Below are 17,549 nucleotides of genomic sequence, written 5' to 3'. Positions count from 1 at the left end.
TAGGAAACGTGACGGCCTTTGTCAACCTTTAACCAAACGCTGGGTGTCCCTGGCGATGGTCATTTCCTCGTCGGTGGCAATGACAAGCACCTTCACCTTGGAGTCGTCCGTGGAGATCAGCACATCCTTCGGCCGGCTCTCGTTCTTTACCTTATCCATTTTCACGCCCAGGAATTCAAGGCCGGAAAGAACCTTCTCCCGGACGATGGCCACGTTCTCACCGATGCCCGCCGTCAAAACGATCACATCAAGTCCGCCCATAGCGGCAGCGTAAGCGCCGATGTACTTCTTGATCCGATAGCAGAACATCTCGAGGGCGTTTGCCGCATCCTCGTTGCCGGAAGCGGCAGCGCTGGTGATATCGCGCATATCGCTGGAGAGATCGGACACGCCAAGAAGTCCGCTCTTCTTGTTCAAAATCTTATCCACATCCTCAATGGACAGGTGGTCGCGGTCCATCAGATACTTCACGATGGCGGGATCCATATCGCCGCAGCGGGTGCCCATCATCAGGCCTTCCAGCGGGGTCAGGCCCATGCTGGTATCCACCGATCTGCCGCCGTCCACCGCGGACACCGACGAGCCGTTGCCCAGATGGCAGGTGACAATCTTGAGGGACTCCACGGGCTTGCCAAGAAGCTCGGCCGCCTTTTTGGACACATACATGTGGGAGGTGCCATGGAAACCGTAGCGCCGCACCTTGAGCCTGCGGTACAGATCGATGGGCAGGCCGTAGAGATAGGCCTTGGCGGGCATGGTTTGATGGAAAGCCGTATCAAAGACCGCCACCATAGGCGTCTTTGGCATAACGCTGAGGCAGGCCTTGATACCCATGATGTTGGCGGGATTGTGGAGAGGCGCCAGGGGCACGTTCTCCTCGATGGCCGCCATCACCGCATCGTCGATCAGCACCGATTCCTTGAAGGATTCGCCGCCGTGCACCACCCGGTGGCCCACCGCGCCGATCTCGTCCATGGAAGCGATCACGCCGTGGTTCTTGTCCACCAGAGCATCCAGCACCAGTTTCATGCCGTCCACATGATCCTTCATGGGGGTTTCGATGCGAACCTCCTCCTTCCCCGCCGGGCGGTGCTGGAGGTTGGCGCCTTCGATGCCGATACGCTCCACCAGGCCCTTGGCCAGGACCTTCTCGGCATCCATATCGATCAGCTGATATTTGAGGGAAGAGCTTCCCGCGTTGATTACCAGAATGTTCATCTTGTCTCCTCCTTTATGCCTGTGCCTGCACGGAGGTGATGGCGATACCGCACACGATATCCTCCACGTTGCAGCCGCGGGACAAGTCGTTTACCGGACGGGCCAGGCCCTGAATGATAGGACCGATGGCGATGCCGTGAGCAAGGCGCTGGGTCAGTTTGTAGGCGATGTTTCCGGCCTGAAGGTCGGGGAAGATGAGCACGTTGGCCCGGCCGCCGAGGGGGCTGCCCGGAGCCTTCTGCTTTTGCACTTCCGGAACCAGCGCCGCGTCCACCTGCAGTTCGCCGTCGATCACGAGCTCGGGGAACTGCTCCTTGGCAAGACGGGTGGCCTCCTGCATCTTGTCCACCAGTTCATGCTGGGCGCTGCCCTTGGTGGAGAAGGAAAGCATGGCGATCCTCGGGTCCATGCCGATCAAAAGCCGGGCCGATTCGGCCGCGGAGGCGGCGATGGTCGCAAGCTGGTTGGCGTCGGGATTGGGGTTGACGCCGCAGTCGGAATAGATGAAGGCGCCCTCGTGGCCGTAGCTCTTGTCGGGAATCTCAATCACGAAGCAGCTGGAAACGACGGAAAGTCCCTTCCTCGCTTTGATGATCTGCAGCGCCGGACGGAGCACGTCGGGCGTGGAGTTCACGGCTCCGGCCACCATGCCGTCCGCGTCCTCCATCTTGATCATCATGGTGCCGAAATAAAGCTCGTTTTTCACCATCTCCTGAGCCTTTTCGAGGGTCATGCCCTTGGCCTTGCGAAGCTCGTAGAGCCCTTCCGCGTAATCGGCCGCCTTCTTTGAAGTCAAAGGATTGATGATGGTCACGCCCGTCAGATCCACGCCAAATTTGGCGATGGCATCGGGATCGCCCAGCAGTACGATGTCCGCCAGGCTGATTTTGGTGGCTTCCGCCGCCGCCCTGACCACCCGTTCATCCATTCCTTCCGCCAGTACGATGCGCTTCTTATTCGCTTTTGCCCGGCTCTTGATTTGATCCATCACAGACATTTTGCTATCCCCTTCCTTGCTTGTCCGCGTGCACGACTTGTCCCGTTCGTGCCGCTATGTTAGGATATAAATAGTACATCAAACCCTTATAGTATACTTGATCTAGCCGGGTTTGCAAAGGAATTTTTGTGAGGATTTTTTTATGAATGTTACGGGCATCGTGGCGGAATACAATCCCTTTCACAATGGGCATCTTTATCATCTCAGGCAGGCCGTGCAGCGCTCGGACTGCAACTACGTGGTGTGCGTCATGTCCGGGAATTTCACTCAGCGGGGCGAACCGGCCATGACGGATAAATGGACGCGGGCCCGGGCCGCCCTTCAATTGGGCGTGGATGTGGTGCTGGAGCTGCCTTTCCTCTATGCCGCCATGCCCGCCAACCGCTTTGCCTATGGCGCGGTCAAGATTTTAAGCGGTCTTGGCCCGGTGACCCATCTCGCCTTCGGCTCGGAGGACGCGGCGGCCGCGGAACACTTTCGAGCCCTTTCAAAATACCTCCATACCGAGGAATTTCAACGGATTCTGAAATCCTATTTGGCCCAGGAGCCCTCCTATCCCGTGGCTTATGCCAAAGCGCTTGCGAAAATCTCCGGGCTCCCCGAGACGGCCTTTTCCTTTCCCAACAATATTCTGGCCCTGGAATACCTGAAAGCGCTGGACACCCTGAAAAGTCCCATGGCGCCTCTGGCCATTCAGCGCCAGGGCGCCCAGCACAAGGATATCCGCCTTGACGCGTATGCCAGCGGCAGTGCCATTCGCCGCGCCAGGGAACAGGGCCTTAGGGACCTGTCCGCCGCTATGCCGTTCGCCGTTTGGCAGTTGGTCAAGGATCTCAGGTGGGTGACTCCAGGGGATATGGCCCCCTCTTTTTTCAGCCGTTTCCGCACCATAAGCGCCGCGGAGCTTCAGGGGATTTTCGATGTGAACGAAGGTCTGGAAAACCGCCTTATCCGCGCTTTCCGCACCACGGACTACGAACTGGCCTGGAAGGAGCTCAGCTGCAAGCGCTATTCCAACGCACGGCTGCAGCGCATTCTCCTCTACGCCCTTTTGAACGTGACCCAAAAGGAAATGGCCGCGCTGGACGCATCGGGCCGGCCGGTCTATGCCCGTATCCTGGGCTTTCGCCGGAAAGCCACCCCCCTTCTTCGGGAGATTCAGGACCATGCCGCCATTCCGGTCATCACAAAGGCCGCCGACTTTCATCCGTCGGGCGGCCTTAATATGCTTTGGAAACGGGACCTCATGGCCACCGATTTCTATTCACTTCTGCAGGACCACGGCCCTTCCGGGCGGGATTACATCAAAGGCCCGGTGATTGTTTGACGCTCCCGCTTCTCCTCCCTCGCCTTTTCCAGCTTTGCCTGGATCTCCGGCAGCATGGCGGCGGCCAGCTTTCTTCCGCGCTCGATGCACTCTTCCGCCTGGGTGAGCGTATAGGGGTTGATATCGTTGAGCTCCGGCATCATCGCGACGTCCGCATCCAGGATGCGGTTTCGCACCAGCTGCCACTCCATAATGCCCATGGACACGATGAGCGTCTCCACGATCCCGTTCACGCTCTTTGGCGCGCCCCGAAAGCCCACATCCACCGCGATGATAAATTCGGCGCCCATGTCCCGCACGGCCTTGATGGGCACCCGGTCCATCACGCCGCCGTCCACATACAGCGTTCCATCCATTTTCACCGGCATGAACACGCCCGGAATGGACAAACTTGCCCGCACGGCCCGGTGAACCTTGCCGGTATTAAAGGTTTTAACCTCCGCCTTCAAAAGATCGCAGGCCACCACCGACAGGGGAATCTTGAGATCCTCAAAATTTTGGTGCTTGGTGAGCATGGCGATGAGCGTTTCAATCTTTTCACCCTTGATAAGCCCCTCCCTTGGCAGCGTAACGTCGGCCAGCTGCTTCACGTCCAGCGTGCAGGCAAGGCCCTTCACATATTTTAAGTCCGCGCCCGCGCAGTAGATGGAACCCACCACCGCGCCGATGCTGCATCCCGATACCATATGGATCGGGATATGGTTCTCCTCGAACACTTCCAATATGCCAATCTGGGAAAGGCCGCGAAATGCGCCCGAGCCCAGCGCCAGTCCCACCTTCAGTTCCTCTTGCATAAACCCTTCGGCTCCTTTCATATTCTTGAATACTGGATGGAAGGGGGCCTTCGTTTTGAAAAAAAATTTGGGATGGATCCTTTTGTTCGCCGCCTTTGCGGCGCTGATCCTCTTTTTTCCCCAGCGCGCCCTTTATGCGTCCAGACAAGGATTCGATTTATGGATCAAAGCGGTGTTCCCCGCTCTTTTCCCCTTCTTTGTGATCTCCACGCTTCTCAAGGAATACGGCGCCGTGGATCTGCTGTCCCGCGGTGTGGGCCGGGCCATGCCCGTACTGTTCGGCTGCCCGCCGCAAAGCGCCTATGCCCTTTTTACCGGTATTTTGTGCGGTTACCCCGCGGGTGCAAGGGCCGTGTCCGAACTGGCCCAGGAGGGGTACCTTGATGAAGCGTCGGTTCAGCGCTGTCTCATCTTCTGCAATACCTCCGGGCCCCTTTTCATGGTGGGCACCGTGGGCACCACCCTTCTTGGCAATCCTGAGCTTGGATGGATCATCGCCCTCGGACATTATCTTTCCGCTCTCATCTGCGGGTTTTTGACCAAATTTCTTATCCGGGGCGGAAAAAAGGAACGCGCCCCCATCGTTTCCATGCAAAAAGCGGCGCCGCCCTTTGGCAGCGCGCTTAAAAAAGCGGTCCTTGGCGCCATGGAAGCCCAGCTCCTGGTGGGCGGGCTCATCGTGCTCTTTAACGCCCTTTGGGCACTCCTGCAGGAAATCAGCATCGCCGGCACCCTGGCCCAGGGCATTCACATCGTACTTCCCTTCATTCCGGAAAACCTCACCAGCGCCCTTGGCGCCGGAATCATGGAACTCACCGTGGGCTGCAATCAGGTGGTGGGCTCCGCGGCTCCCACCGTCATCAAAATCGCCTTGTGCAGCGCCCTGGTGTCCTGGGGCGGGCTTTGCATTCAAGCCCAGTCCATGGCCATGCTGGGCGCCGTCAGGATCCGCATGGGCACCTACTGGCTCTTCAAGCTGCTCCATGCCCTTCTCGCCTTCGCTTTGGTCCTTGGGTTCTATCAGCTCTTTCCCGGCACCGCGCCAACCTTTGCGCCGGCTTCGGCCCAGGCCAGTTTTGCGCCCGGCGGCCTATGGCTCATCACCCTTGGATTTTTCATCGTCTCCCTGGGCATTCTCATCGGACTCAATCAGCCGGATCGGCGCTCCGTTCATCGCGGCCGCTCTTGAGCTCAAGGCGATTCTTCTTCACCAGCCTCAGGGTGTCCCCCACGTACTTTTCCACATCCGCCATCAGCTCGTCCGCATACACCCGTGCGCCAATGCGCACGTCCTTGGCGGTGCGCTGGGCGTCCGCCACCAACTCCCTTGAGTATTGATAGGCCTTCTGCGTGATCTCGTGATCCTCCACCATGAGCTTCGCCCGCTCCTCGGCGGCCTTCACCATGTCGTCAGCTTCGTGCTCCGCATCCAGCAGGATGTTATGCTTTTGCTGAATGATGATCTCGCACTGGCGGACTTCCTCGGGCAGATTGGCCTTCAGCTCCTCCAGCAGCGCCTGCAGGGCTTCCCCATCCACCATTTTTTTGGAGGAAAAGGGCACTCCCGAAGCGTTCGCAAGAAGTTCCTCGATCTGCTCCACTATGGACAATACATTCACAGGCCCATCTCCTTCTCTATTTTCGTAGACGCTCCGACACCTCGTCATGGATCTCCGGCGGAATCAGCTTGGAAATGTCTCCGCCCAGTCTTCCCGCTTCCTTGACCACGCTGGAGCTTAAAAAGGAATACTCGGTGCTGGTCATCATAAAAAGCATCTGAATATCCGGCGCCAGCGACCGGTTCATGGATGCCATCTGAAATTCAAATTCAAAATCGGATACAAACCGGAGTCCCCGGATAATCATATCGGCATGGAGCTCCCGCGCCAGATCCACCTGCAGGCCGCTGAAGCTCATCACCTCCACGTTGGGAAGGTGCCGGGTGCATTCCCGCACGAACCGCACCCTGTCCTCCAGGGGAAAAAAGGGCTTCTTGCTGGTATTGGTCAAAATCGCCACCACCAGCTTGTCCACGATCCCCGCCGTGCGCTCAATGATATCCAGATGGCCATAGGTAATGGGATCAAAACTGCCCGGATAGATTGCCGTTCTCATAACTGCACCGCCCTTTGATAGAATGAGAGGTAAACCCTGCCATACTTCCGCTGGTCCGTACGGACAAGCCCGCCGGATGTTTCCGGCGCCCGATAGGTCCCGTCGTGTTCCAAAACGAGGAGGCCTTCCTCCGCAAGAAGGGATTGTGCGCCATCCAGGACCCCGGGATAGAACCCGCCGGCATAGGGCGGATCGGCCAGAACAAGATCAAAGCTTCCGCCCGGGAGCCTCAAAAGAGCCGCCGCAAAATCGCCGGCCATGACCTCGCTTTGCTCCCCGAAGCCAAGATGCCGAACGTTTTCCCGCAGCAGCGCCAGCGTTTTGCCGTCCCGCTCCACGAACACGGCTTTCGCCGCGCCCCGGCTCAGGGCCTCAAGGCCAAGATTGCCGCTTCCCGCAAATAGATCCAGCACATTCGCCCCGGCAAGCCGGAACTGAAGGATGTTGAAAAGCGCCTCCTTCACCCGGTCGGTGGTGGGCCGGACGCTGTCCCCGGCGGGAGCTTTGATCACTCTGCCCCTGGCAGTGCCCGCGATAATGCGCAACCCCTCACATCCTTTTTTGTTTTAAATTGTAGCACGTCTTCCGGGATCGTACAAGCATAGCGGCGCCGCCTCTATAAAAAAACGTCCGCCCCCTGCCTTTAGAGGGGGCGGATCGCATTCTAGCATCCAAGATCCGTCAAAATGGCTTCTTTTACATCCTGGACCCGGGTCTCCCGCACCTTCTTGCGAAGCCCAAGCACGTAAGCGGGCGATACAGAAAGCTCATCCACGCCCATGGCCAGGAAGGTTTCTGTCAGCGCCGGATCGGCGCCCAGTTCTCCGCAGATACCCACCCAGATACCGTTTTTATGCGCGCTGTCCACCACGTGCTTGATGGAGCGCAGAATGGCCTTGTGATGGGGATCGTAAAAACGGTCGAGCTTCGGGTTCTGCCGGTCGACAGCCAGCGTGTACTGAGTCAGATCGTTGGTGCCGATGCTGAAAAAGTCTACTTCCTTTGCCAGCTCGTCACTGATCCAAACCGCCGCCGGCGTTTCCACCATGATGCCAAGCTCCACGGCCTTGTCATAGGCGGCGCCTTCCCTGTCCAGCTCCTCCCGGACCGTCCCTGCCATGGCTTTCACCTCACGGACCTCCGCCAATGAGGTAATCATGGGAACCATGACCGCGATATTGCCAAAGGCGGACGCCCGGTACAGCGCTCTCAGCTGGGTTTTAAAGACCTCCGGCCGGTCGAGGCAGATCCGCACCGCCCGGTAGCCAAGGGCAGGGTTTTCCTCCTTGGGAAGATCAAAGTAACCGATCCTCTTATCGGCGCCGATATCAAGGGTGCGGATGACCACCTTCCGGCCAGCCATGGTCTGCGCTACCTGCCGGTAAACCTTGAACTGTTCCTCCTCCGTGGGATAATCCTCCCTCTCGAGATAGATAAATTCGCTCCGGAACAGGCCTATGCCGCCGGCATCGTTCTCCAGCACCGCGCCCACGTCGGCGAAGCTTCCAATGTTGGCGAAGATATCCATTCTTCTGCCGTCCAGCGTTTCGCTGGGCTTGCCTTTCAGCTGCTTCAGCAGCTCCTTCTTTTCCCGGTCCTCCCGCCGTTTTGCTTCAATCTTCGTCCGGGTGCCCTCGTCGGGATCGATGTACACCTTGCCGGTGAAGCCGTCCACAATGGCGTCCGCACCGTCGTATTCGCTCTTCAGCGCCTCGCCCACGCCGATCACCGCCGGGATGTTCATGGTGCGGGCAAGGATCGCCGTATGGGAGTTGCTGGAGCCGTGCATGGTGACAAAACCCAAGATCATGTTCTTATCCAGCTGCACCGTTTCGCTGGGCGCCAGATCGTCCGCCGCGATAATCACCGGTTCCTGCAGGGCTGACGCCTTTTCACTGGTACCGTGGGCCAATACGGCCAGCAGCCGTTCAGTGATATCCTTCACATCCGCGGCCCGTTCCTTCATGTAGGCGTCGTCCATGGCGGAAAAGATCTTGGCAAAATTGTGTCCCGTGGTCTTAACCGCGTATTCGGCATTGGAACGCTCGTTTTGAATGATATTGACGACGGATTCGGAGAAAGCCTGGTCCTGAAGCATCATCTGGTGGGCCATGAAGATCATGGCGTTGGCCTCGCCCACCTCCTTCAGCGCCTTTTCATAAAGACCCTGCAGCTCCTCCACAGCCTTTTCCCTGGCCGCTTCAAATCTTGCAGTTTCCCGGCCGCTGTCCTCCACCGTATGGAGTTCAACCTTGTAGGCCCTGCGCCGATACAGGGACAGCTTTCCCATGGCGATGCCGCCAAAGACGCCTTTGCCCTCGAGTACAATCATGGCTACCGCCTCGCTTTTCTTTACAGATTGGCTTTGAGGATATCCTCCAAAGCTTTCGCGCCTTCACACTCGTCAGCGCCTTCCAGGATCAGCTCGATCTCCGTATCCTTCTTGATGTTAAGGGACATGATGGCAAAAATGGATTTGGCGCTGACGCTCCTTTCGCCCACCTTCAGCGTCACGGCGGATTGCAGCTTGGCAGCCGCCTGGACCAGCTCCGTAGCAGGACGGGCATGAACACCCTGGGGGTCGGTGATGACATAGGTAAAGCTCTTCATTGCATATTCCTCCTATCGTTCCTTTTCTTCACTCGTCTTTATGGGCCGTTTTAAGATGGCGAGGGCGGTCATGCCCACCACCGCGCCGGCCGCCAACGCCACAAGATACATGGGCGCATTCTCCACCACCGGGGTGACAAAGATACCGCCATGGGGCGCCCGAAGCCCGCAGTTAAAGAGCATGGACAGGGCGCCGGCCGTGGCCGATCCAAGCACGCAGGCCGGAATGACCCTGAGCGGATCGGCGGCGGCGAAGGGGATGGCGCCCTCCGTGATGAAGGACAGGCCCATGATATAGTTCGTAATGCCGCTTTGGCGCTCCTTTTTCGTGAAGCGGTTCTTAAAGAAGGTGGTGCAAAGGGCGATGGCAAGGGGCGGCACCATGCCGGCCACCATCACGGCCGCCATAATCTCGAACTGGCCGCTCGCCAGGGACGCAGTGCCAAAAACGTAGGCCGCCTTGTTGAGCGGTCCCCCCATATCCACCGCCATCATGGCACCAAGGACGATCCCGAGGATCACCCGGCTGGAGGAGCCCATGGAGGTCAATACGTTGAAGATCCAGTTGTTGAGCGCCGCCATGGGCGGATTAAGGACAAAGGTCGTAAAGGCGCCGATGATGAGAATGCCCAGCACCGGATAGAGCAGCACAGGCTTGATGCCTTCCATGGAACGGGGAAGTCTGCCAAACAGCTTTTCAAGGCCCAGCACCAGGTAGCCCGCCGCAAAGCCGGCCACCAGCGCGCCCAGAAAGCCCGCGCCGCCCTCCTTGGCGATGATGCCGCCCACAAAGCCTACTGCAAGGCCGGGCAGATCGGCAATGCTCATGGCGATGAAGCCCGCCAGCACCGGCAGCATGAACCCGAAGGCGAAATCTCCGGTAGTTTTGAGGAATGCCGGGAAGGGCAGGTTCTTGCCAAAGTTCGAGGGATCCATATCGTAGTTATCAAACAGGAAAGCCAGGGCAATCAAAATACCGCCGCCGATCACAAAGGGCAGCATGTGGGAAACACCATTCATCAAATGCTTATAGATGGTGTGGCCGACGCCCTCCTTCTCGCCTTCAAAGCCGCCGCCCGCCGCCGGGCAGTCCGAGTGGCTGTAGACTGGAATCCTGCCGCTCACCGCCTCCTCCAAAAGCTCATGGGCCTTGTGGATGCCGTTGGCCACCTTGGTCTCAATCACCGGTTTGCCGTTGAAGCGGGCCATCTCCACGTTTTTGTCGGCGGCGATGATGATGCACTCAGCCGCCGCGATCTCCTCTTTCGTGAGCACGTTTTTGGCGCCGCCGGAGCCGTTGGTCTCCACTTTGATGGAAATGCCCATTTCCCTGCCGGCATTTTCCAGGCTCTCCGCCGCCATATAGGTATGGGCGATGCCGGTGGGACAGGCCGTCACCGCCAGCACCCGGTATCCCTCGGCCGCGGTTTGTTCCGGCTTGGGCCCCTCGCCGAACTTCTCCTTTTCCGCCGCGTCCACCACCTGCAGGAAGGCCGCCGCATCCGGCGCCGCCATCAGATCCGACCTGAATTTTTCGTCCATGAGCAACATGGAAAGGCGGCTCAGCACCTCAAGATGGACGTTCTCCTCCGTGTTGGGTGCGGCGATGAGGAAGAAAAGATGGGCGGGCTGCCCGTCCAGGGACGCAAAATCCACGCCGTCCCGCACGATCATGGCTGCAAGTCCCGGCCGGTCCACAGCGTCCGTCTTGGCATGGGGAATGGCGACGCCCTCGCCCACACCGGTTGTGCTCTCCGCTTCCCGGGCAAAAACAGCCGATTTGTACGTCTCCTTATCCCTTAAATTTCCGGTTTCCGCCATCAGATCCACCAGATGTTCGATGGCTTGATCCTTGTTCAGCATCCCGGCATTGAGATCAATGCCCCTTTCGGAGAGCAGATCCACGATACGCATGATTCAAACCTCCTTACGATTGAACTTGAAAACGGTCATAAACCTTCATGATTTCCTCTCCGGTGGCCAGGCCCTCAGAAAAGGCGGTTGCACTGCCCGCCGCAAGGCCCAGCCGGAAGGCCTCCATTGGATCGCCCGAGCGGAGGTATCCGGCCAGAAATCCCGCCACCATGGAATCTCCGGCGCCGGTGGAACCTCTGACCCTGCCCTCCGGCGGCAGACTTTTATGAACCTTGCCCGCCTCGGTGATTAGAATGGCGCCCCGGGCCGCCATGGAAATGAGCACATTTCTTGCGCCAAGTTCCTGAAGCTTTTTCGCGTGCTCGATGATTTCCCCGTCTCCCGTGAGCTCCGTGCCAAAGATCTCCCCCAGCTCATGGCTGTTGGGTTTGACCAGGAAGGGGCGGTACCGCAGCACATTCAGCATCAGTTCCCCCGTAGCGTCCACCGCCGCATACACACCCCGGCCGTTCAGGCGGCCGAGGATGGTCTCATACGCATCCCCGGGCAGAGTGCTTGGAATGGTGCCGGCCAGCACCAAAGCGTCCCCCTCTTGCAGGGCGTCCAGCTTTTCAAGCAGCTGCTTTACCGCATCCCCGGGGATTTCCGGGCCCTGTCCGTTGATTTCCGTCTCCCGTCCGGCCTTGAGTTTCACATTGATCCTGGAGAAGCCTTCATGAAGCTCAATGAAGTCCGAACGTATCCCAGCGGCCCTCACCCGCCGCTCGATTTCCCTGCCGGTGAAGCCGGCAATAAACCCCAGGGCCACGTTGTCAAAGCCAAGGTTCCGCAGGATGCAGGATACATTCACTCCTTTTCCGCCAAAGGAAACATCCTCGAAAGCCGTGCGGTTGACCATGCCCTCCCGAAAATCCTCCACCTTCACGGTGTAATCCAGGGAAGGATTGAACGTAACGGTGTAAATCATAAATCCACCTCCAAGATCTCGGTACACCCCTTCAGGGACTCATGCTCCAGTTTTGTGGTGATCAGCACGGCCGCCTCAATGGGTGCGAAGGTCACCGGCGAAATCCTGCCGACTTTGGCGGGATCGCACAGCACATAGGATTCGCCGCAGCGCGCCATGGCCTTCGCTTTTACCATGGCCTCGTTCACATCCGGCGTGCTGTAGCCGCTCTCAGCCGTCACGCCGTTGGCGCCGAAAAAGCCCTTGGTAAAATTGTACTTCCGAAGGGCGTCAAGCGCCTCGCTTCCCACCACCGCCTCGGTAGCCGGCTTAATCTCGCCTCCCAGGACGAACACCCGGCACCCTCTTTGGGCCAGATGCCTGGCGTGCAGAATACCGTTGGTCACGTAGAGCGCCCGCCGCTCCTCAATATGCTGGATCATGGCCTGTGTGGAGGTGCCCGCATCGACATAGATAAAATCGTCCTTGCCGACAAGAGCCGCCGCATATTCGCCGATGCGGCATTTCTCCTCCCAGTTTAATCTTTGCCGGATTGTCACCGTATCATCCTTCGCATTGAACTGTCCGGCAAGGGAAGTCGCGCCTCCGTGCACCTTATTGAGTTTTCCCAGATTGTGCAAAGCCGTGAGATCCCGCCGAATGGTGGATTCGGACGTATCCAAAATCTCCGTCAGCTCCTGCACGGTTACCGCCGGTCTTTCCTGCAGAATTTTTAGGATCTCCCCGTGCCTTTCCTCGGTCAGCATGCGTCAGGCCTCCTTTGTTTGTTAAAATAATAACACTTCAATCCTTCAATGTCAATCATAATCATTCAAAAACAATCATATTTGAGCAAAAAGAAAGGCCTCGGTTTTCCGAGGCCTCCATTCTTCTCACATCTGCAGCATTTTGCCGAGGAAATCCTGCGCCCGCTTGGTTTTGGGCGCCGCAAAGAATTCCGTTGGATCGCCCTCCTCCACCACCGCGCCCTGATCCATAAAGACGACGCGGCTGGCAACCTGGCGGGCAAAACCCATCTCGTGGGTGACCACCACCATGGTGATGTGCTCTTTGGCCAAATCCTGCATGACTTTCAGCACCTCACCGGTCAATTCGGGGTCAAGGGCGGACGTGGGTTCATCAAAGCACAGAATATCGGGATTCATGGCCAGCGCTCTTGCAATGGCGGCCCGCTGCTTCTCGCCGCCGGACAGCTCGAAGGGATAGTTGTCCTTTTTGTGGGCAAGGCCCACCTTATCCAAAAGCCCGACGCCCCGCTTCTCCGCTTTCGCCTTGTCCTCGCCCAGCACGTGCACAGGCGCTTCGATGATGTTTTGGATCACCGACATATGGGGAAAGAGGTTAAAGCTTTGAAAAACCATGCCCAGTTTGCGGCGCATCCTCTTGATTTCCGGTTCCGCCGCGTACCGGCCCGCCGTCACCAGCCCTTCGCCCTCGATTTCAATGGTGCCGCCGTCCACCCGCTCCAGATAATTGATGCAGCGAAGAAGCGTGCTCTTGCCCGAACCGGAAGGGCCGATCACCGCCAGCGTCTCGCCCCGGTTCACCTCCAGACCCACGCCTTTCAAAACCTTCAGTTCCCCAAAGCTCTTTCGGATATCCGTTGCCTTCAGCATCAAATCAGACATCTTTTCATCCTCCGTCATTCGTAGTAGTTGAAGGCGCGCTCCACCCGCTCCAGGATCTTGGTGATGATGTAGGTGAAGACCAGATAGAACAGGAAGGCCATGACGTAAGGCGTCAGGGACAGATCCCGCACCGCCGCGTTCTTGGCCACCTTGACGATCTCCTGCATGGCCAGCGTGTATACGAGGGAGGTATCCTTGACCAAGTTGATGACCTCGTTGCCAAGAGCCGGCATCACTCTTTTAAAGGTCTGGGGCAGCACAATACGGGTCATCATCTGGGTTTTGGAAAGGCCCAGCACGTCCGCCGCCTCGTATTGGCCCCGCTCGATGGACTGGATGCCGCCCCGGAAGATCTCCGCAAAGTAGGCTGCATAGTTCAGCGTGAAGGCAATGACGGCCGAAGGATAGGATTCCAGCGGAATGCCCAGACCGCCCAGGCCAAAATAGACGAACAGCAGCTGAAGCAGGAGCGGTGTGCCCCGGAAGAACCAGACATACCAGCTCATGATTTTGGCGGCCACTTTGTTCTTCGACACGCGGATCAGTGCGAACAAAAAACCCAGCGGCACCGACAGCACCAGCGTGATCGCAAAAAGGGACAGGGTCACCAGGGCACCGTCACACATGGTCAAAAACAGCGATGATAGCTTCTCAAAACCCATGGCTCAATCCTCTACAAATAGCCATACGGCGAACGGCCCATCGGTCGTTCGCCGTCGGCATACTTTCTAAATTATTTTACCGAAACGTCCCGGTCAAACCATTTCTCAGAGATGGTCTTGAAGGTGCCGTCCTCAATCATGGCGTCAAGCTGCTTCTGCACCTCGGCGGTCAAAGCATCGCTGCCCTTCTTAAAGCCGATGACGAAATCCTCTTCGCCGAAGTTCTCCTCCAAAATGACATAGGTATCAGGCTTCTGCGTCTGGTAGTAACCGGCCACGATCACATCCACCACCACGGCATCCAGCCGTCCGCTGGCCAGATCCAGCAGTGCAAGATCGTTGGTCTCAAAACCCCGCAGTTCCTTGAAGCTGTCCTTCACGCCTTCGTCCTTCTCAATGGCCTGGTTGGCGCTGGAGTTATCCTGCACGCCCACCACCTTGCCGGCGAGATCAGCCTTGGTCTTAATATCGGAGCCTTCCTGCACCACGATGACTTGGGTGTTTTTCATATAGGGCTTGCTGAGGTTGAGCTTTTCCTGGCGTTCTTCGGTCACGCTGAGGCCGTTCCACACGACATCAATTTTACCCGACTCCACTTCCTGGAGCATGGAATCCCAAACGATGGGCTTAACCTCCAGCTCCACGCCCATGCGGCTGGCCACTTCCTTGGCAAGGTCAATATCAAAGCCCACAATTTCATTGCTGTCATCCCGGAAACCCATGGGCGGGAACGCATCGTCCAGGCCAAGCACCAGCTTGCCCGCACTCTTCACATCCTCGAGGGAGGTATCGGCTTTGGCATCGGCCGGCGCCGCTTCACTCGTCTTGGGGGTCGCTTCCGCGGCGGCGCTGGGGGTCGCTTCCTCCCCGTTGTTTCCGCAGCCGCTCAATAATAAGGCCATGGCCAGAACCAGTACCGCGGCCAAACTCACAATCTTTTTCATCTCTACTCCTCCTGCCGTTAATTTCTTTCATGATATTACTTTACCACACTAAAATTGTCAAGCGATTTGACCGGGTTATTATTATTAAAAAAACAGGCTTACGCCTGTTTTTCTTTTTTGGCTTTTCCAGAGGCTTTGTAGTAAGCGCCCGGGTGCTTGCAGTAGGGTTTCAGGGTGCAGATATCGCACTTTGGATGCTGGGCGGAGCAGACCTGGCGGCCGTGATAGATGAGCCAATGATGGGCCGCCGACCACGCCTCCTTCGGGATGTTCTCCATCAGCTGCTGTTCGGTATGCCATACATCCTTGGCATCGGCAAGGCCCAGCCGGTTGGTCACCCGGTACACATGAGTATCCACCGCAATGGCATCCCCGCCAAAAGCGTTGGCCAGCACCACGTTGGCGGTCTTTCTTCCCACGCCGGGCAGCTTTTGCATATCCTCGATGTTGTCCGGAACTTCGCCGTCAAAGTCGCTGAGGATCATCTTGGCCGCCGCCACGATGTTCTTCGCCTTGTTGCGGTAAAAGCCGCAGGATTTCACATGGGGTTCCAGTTCCTCCGGGGTGAGGGCGGCAAAATCCGCGGGTCCGGGAAACTTCTTGAACAGCTCCGCAGTCACCTTGTTCACCTGCTTGTCCGTACACTGGGCGGATAGGATGGTGGCCACCAGAAGCTCAAAAGGATTGCAGAAGTTGAGCTGGGGCACCGCATAGTAATAGGTTTTACCCAGTTCCTCCAAGATTTTATCCATTCTCTCTCGTTCCGTCATAATACCCCTCCGTTCTCCCTCGATTATAGGCTAAACTGCGGTGGAATTTCAAGTAAAAAAGGCCGGATTGCACCGGCCTTTCCCGCAAAGCTTCTATTTGAGAGGCAAAACCCGCATAAAACCTTGGGTTTTGTCCACCATGTAGAACCCCATAAAGGTCTCCGGCCGCTCCCGGCTCATGACCTCGCGGACCCTGTCAAAGTCCTTCAGATCAAACTGCACGGAAAGGCCGCAGCCCATGGACACCTTCTTGGGCGTCGTGATCAGATTGGAGGAGATATTGTTGCGTTTCAAGGCGCGGTCAAGCTTGATCACGTTCTGCCGTGAACGGAAGGACGCCACGCCAAACAAATCATGGTTCATGTATTTAACACCCCGCTCATATTATTAAAGGGCCGATCCCTTGAATAGCTACTATTATCATACGAATCAAAGTCTTGAGCGGTGACAGGAGGAAAACATGATTTATCTTGACAATGCGGCGACCAGCTTCCCCAAGCCCCCGGAGGTCTACCGGAGCGTGTACAGCACCATGACCAAGATCTGCGCCAATCCCGGGCGTTCCGGACACAAGATGTCCCTTGCGGCGGGCCGGGTTGTGTATGCGGCGCGGGAGATGTGCTGCCGGTATTTCCATTGCGGCGATCCGCTCAGCTTCGTCTTTTGCAGCAACTGCACCGACGCCCTCAATCTTGGCATCAAGGGCATTTTAAAGCCGAGAAGCCACGTGGTATCCACCTTTCTTGAGCACAACTCGGTGCTCCGGGTGCTGAAGAAACTGGAGGCGGAGCGGTACATCACCCTTACGCTGGTCTATCCTCAGGAAAACGGCGTGGTCAGTGCCGCGTCCATCGCCAAAGCCGTCAAATCCTCCACCCGCCTCGTGGTCCTGACCCACTGCAGCAACCTCACCGGCGCCATTCAGCCCGTCTATGAAGTGGGCGCCATGCTGAAAAAGCGGGGCATTCCCTTCCTGATCGACGCTGCCCAGTCGGCGGGCATTCTAACTTTGGATCTGGTGAAGCTGGAAGCGGACCTTATTGCTTTTCCCGGCCACAAAGGGCTGTACGGTCCCCAGGGTACCGGCGGTCTCTATATCCGGCCCGGCCTTATGCTGAAAACCCTCAAGGAAGGCGGCACAGGCACGGCCTCGGACAGCTTCTTCCAGCCCATGGAGACGCCGGAACGCTATGAATCCGGCACTCTCAACACGCCGGGCCTCGCGGGGCTCTATGCCGGACTTCGTTTTGTTATGGACCATCAAAGTGAAATCCTACCCCATGAGCGGGAGCTTTCCACCCGGCTCATCACCGGGCTCAAGAACATGAAGGACGTTAGCGTCTATTCCCCGGAGGACCCCAACTTTCGCAGCGGTGTAGTGGCCTTTAATCTCCAGGGCCGGGATTCCGGCGAGGTGGCCGACGCCCTGAACGACCGCGGCATCGCCGTTCGGGCGGGCCTGCACTGCGCGCCCCTCGCCCATAAATATTTGGGCACCCTCCAGCAGGGCGCCATCCGGGCAAGCTTCGGATTCTTCAACACCGCTGAAGATGTGGATGCCCTGCTCTTTGCCCTATGCGCCGTGCAAAAGGAACCCTGAGCGAAAACAAAATGCCCCGCAGATTTTTTCTGCGGGGCATTG

Annotated in this window: 18 protein-coding genes and 1 pseudogene; 3 read left to right on the top strand and 16 right to left on the bottom strand. The window is 57.7% G+C overall.

Features of this window, described 5'->3' with window-relative positions; genetic code table 11:
* Positions 1-21: 21 nt before the first annotated feature.
* Both H8696_RS03825 and pta read right to left on the bottom strand, forming a co-directional pair.
* Positions 22-1,218 carry an acetate/propionate family kinase gene (locus H8696_RS03825; RefSeq protein ID WP_249315037.1) on the bottom strand — a complete coding sequence of 399 codons (1,197 nt, stop codon included), beginning with the start codon at positions 1,216-1,218 and terminating at the stop codon, positions 22-24.
* A gap of 13 nt (positions 1,219-1,231) precedes the next feature.
* Positions 1,232-2,215: a phosphate acetyltransferase gene (pta, locus tag H8696_RS03820; protein WP_249315036.1), complete on the bottom strand. Its 984-nt coding sequence runs from the start codon at positions 2,213-2,215 to the stop codon at positions 1,232-1,234.
* Between the two features lie 142 nt (positions 2,216-2,357).
* On the opposite strand from pta, the gene H8696_RS03815 reads away from it, so the two are divergent.
* Positions 2,358-3,542, top strand: coding sequence for a nucleotidyltransferase (locus H8696_RS03815; protein ID WP_249315035.1), 1,185 nt, complete (start codon positions 2,358-2,360; stop codon positions 3,540-3,542).
* Here the strand turns inward: H8696_RS03815 and H8696_RS03810 are convergent.
* A complete protein-coding gene (locus H8696_RS03810) occupies positions 3,515-4,336 on the bottom strand; it encodes a patatin-like phospholipase family protein (protein WP_249315034.1) in 822 nt (273 codons plus the stop codon). The genes H8696_RS03815 and H8696_RS03810 overlap by 28 nt on opposite strands.
* 55 nt (positions 4,337-4,391) lie before the next feature.
* On the opposite strand from H8696_RS03810, the gene H8696_RS03805 reads away from it, so the two are divergent.
* Complete coding sequence (locus H8696_RS03805) at positions 4,392-5,525, top strand: nucleoside recognition domain-containing protein (RefSeq protein ID WP_249315033.1); 1,134 nt, start codon at positions 4,392-4,394, stop codon at positions 5,523-5,525.
* Here H8696_RS03805 and H8696_RS03800 read toward each other — a convergent pair.
* The 13 genes and pseudogenes from H8696_RS03800 to H8696_RS03740 form a co-directional block, all read right to left on the bottom strand.
* Positions 5,482-5,955: an ATPase gene (locus H8696_RS03800; protein WP_249315032.1), complete on the bottom strand. Its 474-nt coding sequence runs from the start codon at positions 5,953-5,955 to the stop codon at positions 5,482-5,484. The two genes, H8696_RS03805 and H8696_RS03800, sit on opposite strands and share 44 nt — an antisense overlap.
* A gap of 16 nt (positions 5,956-5,971) precedes the next feature.
* Entirely contained in the window at positions 5,972-6,451 is a 480-nt protein-coding gene (gene coaD, locus H8696_RS03795; protein ID WP_249315031.1) for a pantetheine-phosphate adenylyltransferase, read from the bottom strand.
* A pseudogene (rsmD, locus tag H8696_RS03790) lies at positions 6,448-7,002 on the bottom strand (16S rRNA (guanine(966)-N(2))-methyltransferase RsmD); the annotation flags it as partial. The gene coaD and the pseudogene rsmD, both read right to left, overlap by 4 nt.
* A 113-nt stretch (positions 7,003-7,115) precedes the next feature.
* Positions 7,116-8,783: a phosphoenolpyruvate--protein phosphotransferase gene (gene ptsP / locus H8696_RS03785; RefSeq protein WP_249315029.1), complete on the bottom strand. Its 1,668-nt coding sequence runs from the start codon at positions 8,781-8,783 to the stop codon at positions 7,116-7,118.
* A gap of 20 nt (positions 8,784-8,803) precedes the next feature.
* A complete protein-coding gene (locus H8696_RS03780; RefSeq protein WP_249315028.1) occupies positions 8,804-9,061 on the bottom strand; it encodes an HPr family phosphocarrier protein in 258 nt (85 codons plus the stop codon).
* Between the two features lie 12 nt (positions 9,062-9,073).
* A complete protein-coding gene (locus tag H8696_RS03775; protein WP_249315027.1) occupies positions 9,074-10,975 on the bottom strand; it encodes a PTS fructose transporter subunit IIABC in 1,902 nt (633 codons plus the stop codon).
* A 13-nt stretch (positions 10,976-10,988) separates the two neighbouring features.
* The gene (gene pfkB / locus H8696_RS03770; protein WP_249315026.1) at positions 10,989-11,903 is read right to left on the bottom strand and encodes a 1-phosphofructokinase; all 915 of its coding nucleotides are present in this window, start codon (positions 11,901-11,903) and stop codon (positions 10,989-10,991) included.
* Positions 11,900-12,649: a DeoR/GlpR family DNA-binding transcription regulator gene (locus tag H8696_RS03765; protein WP_249315025.1), complete on the bottom strand. Its 750-nt coding sequence runs from the start codon at positions 12,647-12,649 to the stop codon at positions 11,900-11,902. Before H8696_RS03765 ends, pfkB begins: the two co-directional genes overlap by 4 nt.
* Before the next feature lie 126 nt (positions 12,650-12,775).
* Positions 12,776-13,519 (bottom strand): amino acid ABC transporter ATP-binding protein, encoded by a 744-nt coding sequence (locus H8696_RS03760; RefSeq protein WP_249315972.1) that lies wholly within the window; start codon positions 13,517-13,519, stop codon positions 12,776-12,778.
* Between the two features lie 26 nt (positions 13,520-13,545).
* Positions 13,546-14,193, bottom strand: a complete 648-nt coding sequence (locus tag H8696_RS03755) for an amino acid ABC transporter permease (RefSeq protein WP_249315024.1) — start codon at positions 14,191-14,193, stop codon at positions 13,546-13,548.
* Positions 14,194-14,264: 71 nt separating this feature from the next.
* Positions 14,265-15,137 carry an amino acid ABC transporter substrate-binding protein gene (locus tag H8696_RS03750; protein WP_249315023.1) on the bottom strand — a complete coding sequence of 291 codons (873 nt, stop codon included), beginning with the start codon at positions 15,135-15,137 and terminating at the stop codon, positions 14,265-14,267.
* Positions 15,138-15,235: 98 nt separating this feature from the next.
* Positions 15,236-15,907 (bottom strand): endonuclease III, encoded by a 672-nt coding sequence (gene nth / locus H8696_RS03745; RefSeq protein WP_249315022.1) that lies wholly within the window; start codon positions 15,905-15,907, stop codon positions 15,236-15,238.
* A 93-nt stretch (positions 15,908-16,000) separates the two neighbouring features.
* Positions 16,001-16,270 (bottom strand): DUF3343 domain-containing protein, encoded by a 270-nt coding sequence (locus H8696_RS03740; protein WP_249315021.1) that lies wholly within the window; start codon positions 16,268-16,270, stop codon positions 16,001-16,003.
* 97 nt (positions 16,271-16,367) lie between these two features.
* Between H8696_RS03740 and H8696_RS03735 the strand changes: the two genes are divergently transcribed.
* Positions 16,368-17,507 carry an aminotransferase class V-fold PLP-dependent enzyme gene (locus H8696_RS03735; RefSeq protein WP_249315020.1) on the top strand — a complete coding sequence of 380 codons (1,140 nt, stop codon included), beginning with the start codon at positions 16,368-16,370 and terminating at the stop codon, positions 17,505-17,507.
* Positions 17,508-17,549: the final 42 nt, after the last annotated feature.

Origin of the sequence: Gehongia tenuis, assembly GCF_014384795.1 — a bacterium.
Classification (GTDB): Bacteria; Bacillota; Clostridia; order Christensenellales; family NSJ-53; genus Gehongia; species Gehongia tenuis.
The sequence above is the reverse complement of the archived record's forward strand: the minus strand, read 5'-3'. Positions and strand labels throughout refer to the sequence as shown.

Excerpts from the sequence above, each read along its gene's own strand:
- H8696_RS03825 (WP_249315037.1), bottom strand. The coding sequence starts at position 1,218 with ATGAACATTCTGGTAATCAACGCGGGAAGCTCTTCCCTCAAATATCAG.
- pta (WP_249315036.1), bottom strand. The coding sequence starts at position 2,215 with ATGTCTGTGATGGATCAAATCAAGAGCCGGGCAAAAGCGAATAAGAAG.
- H8696_RS03815 (WP_249315035.1), top strand. The coding sequence starts at position 2,358 with ATGAATGTTACGGGCATCGTGGCGGAATACAATCCCTTTCACAATGGG.
- H8696_RS03810 (WP_249315034.1), bottom strand. The coding sequence starts at position 4,336 with ATGCAAGAGGAACTGAAGGTGGGACTGGCGCTGGGCTCGGGCGCATTT.
- coaD (WP_249315031.1), bottom strand. The coding sequence starts at position 6,451 with ATGAGAACGGCAATCTATCCGGGCAGTTTTGATCCCATTACCTATGGC.
- ptsP (WP_249315029.1), bottom strand. The coding sequence starts at position 8,783 with ATGATTGTACTCGAGGGCAAAGGCGTCTTTGGCGGCATCGCCATGGGA.
- H8696_RS03780 (WP_249315028.1), bottom strand. The coding sequence starts at position 9,061 with ATGAAGAGCTTTACCTATGTCATCACCGACCCCCAGGGTGTTCATGCC.
- H8696_RS03775 (WP_249315027.1), bottom strand. The coding sequence starts at position 10,975 with ATGCGTATCGTGGATCTGCTCTCCGAAAGGGGCATTGATCTCAATGCC.
- pfkB (WP_249315026.1), bottom strand. The coding sequence starts at position 11,903 with ATGATTTACACCGTTACGTTCAATCCTTCCCTGGATTACACCGTGAAG.
- H8696_RS03765 (WP_249315025.1), bottom strand. The coding sequence starts at position 12,649 with ATGCTGACCGAGGAAAGGCACGGGGAGATCCTAAAAATTCTGCAGGAA.
- H8696_RS03760 (WP_249315972.1), bottom strand. The coding sequence starts at position 13,519 with ATGCTGAAGGCAACGGATATCCGAAAGAGCTTTGGGGAACTGAAGGTT.
- H8696_RS03755 (WP_249315024.1), bottom strand. The coding sequence starts at position 14,193 with ATGGGTTTTGAGAAGCTATCATCGCTGTTTTTGACCATGTGTGACGGT.
- H8696_RS03750 (WP_249315023.1), bottom strand. The coding sequence starts at position 15,137 with ATGAAAAAGATTGTGAGTTTGGCCGCGGTACTGGTTCTGGCCATGGCC.
- nth (WP_249315022.1), bottom strand. The coding sequence starts at position 15,907 with ATGACGGAACGAGAGAGAATGGATAAAATCTTGGAGGAACTGGGTAAA.
- H8696_RS03740 (WP_249315021.1), bottom strand. The coding sequence starts at position 16,270 with ATGAACCATGATTTGTTTGGCGTGGCGTCCTTCCGTTCACGGCAGAAC.
- H8696_RS03735 (WP_249315020.1), top strand. The coding sequence starts at position 16,368 with ATGATTTATCTTGACAATGCGGCGACCAGCTTCCCCAAGCCCCCGGAG.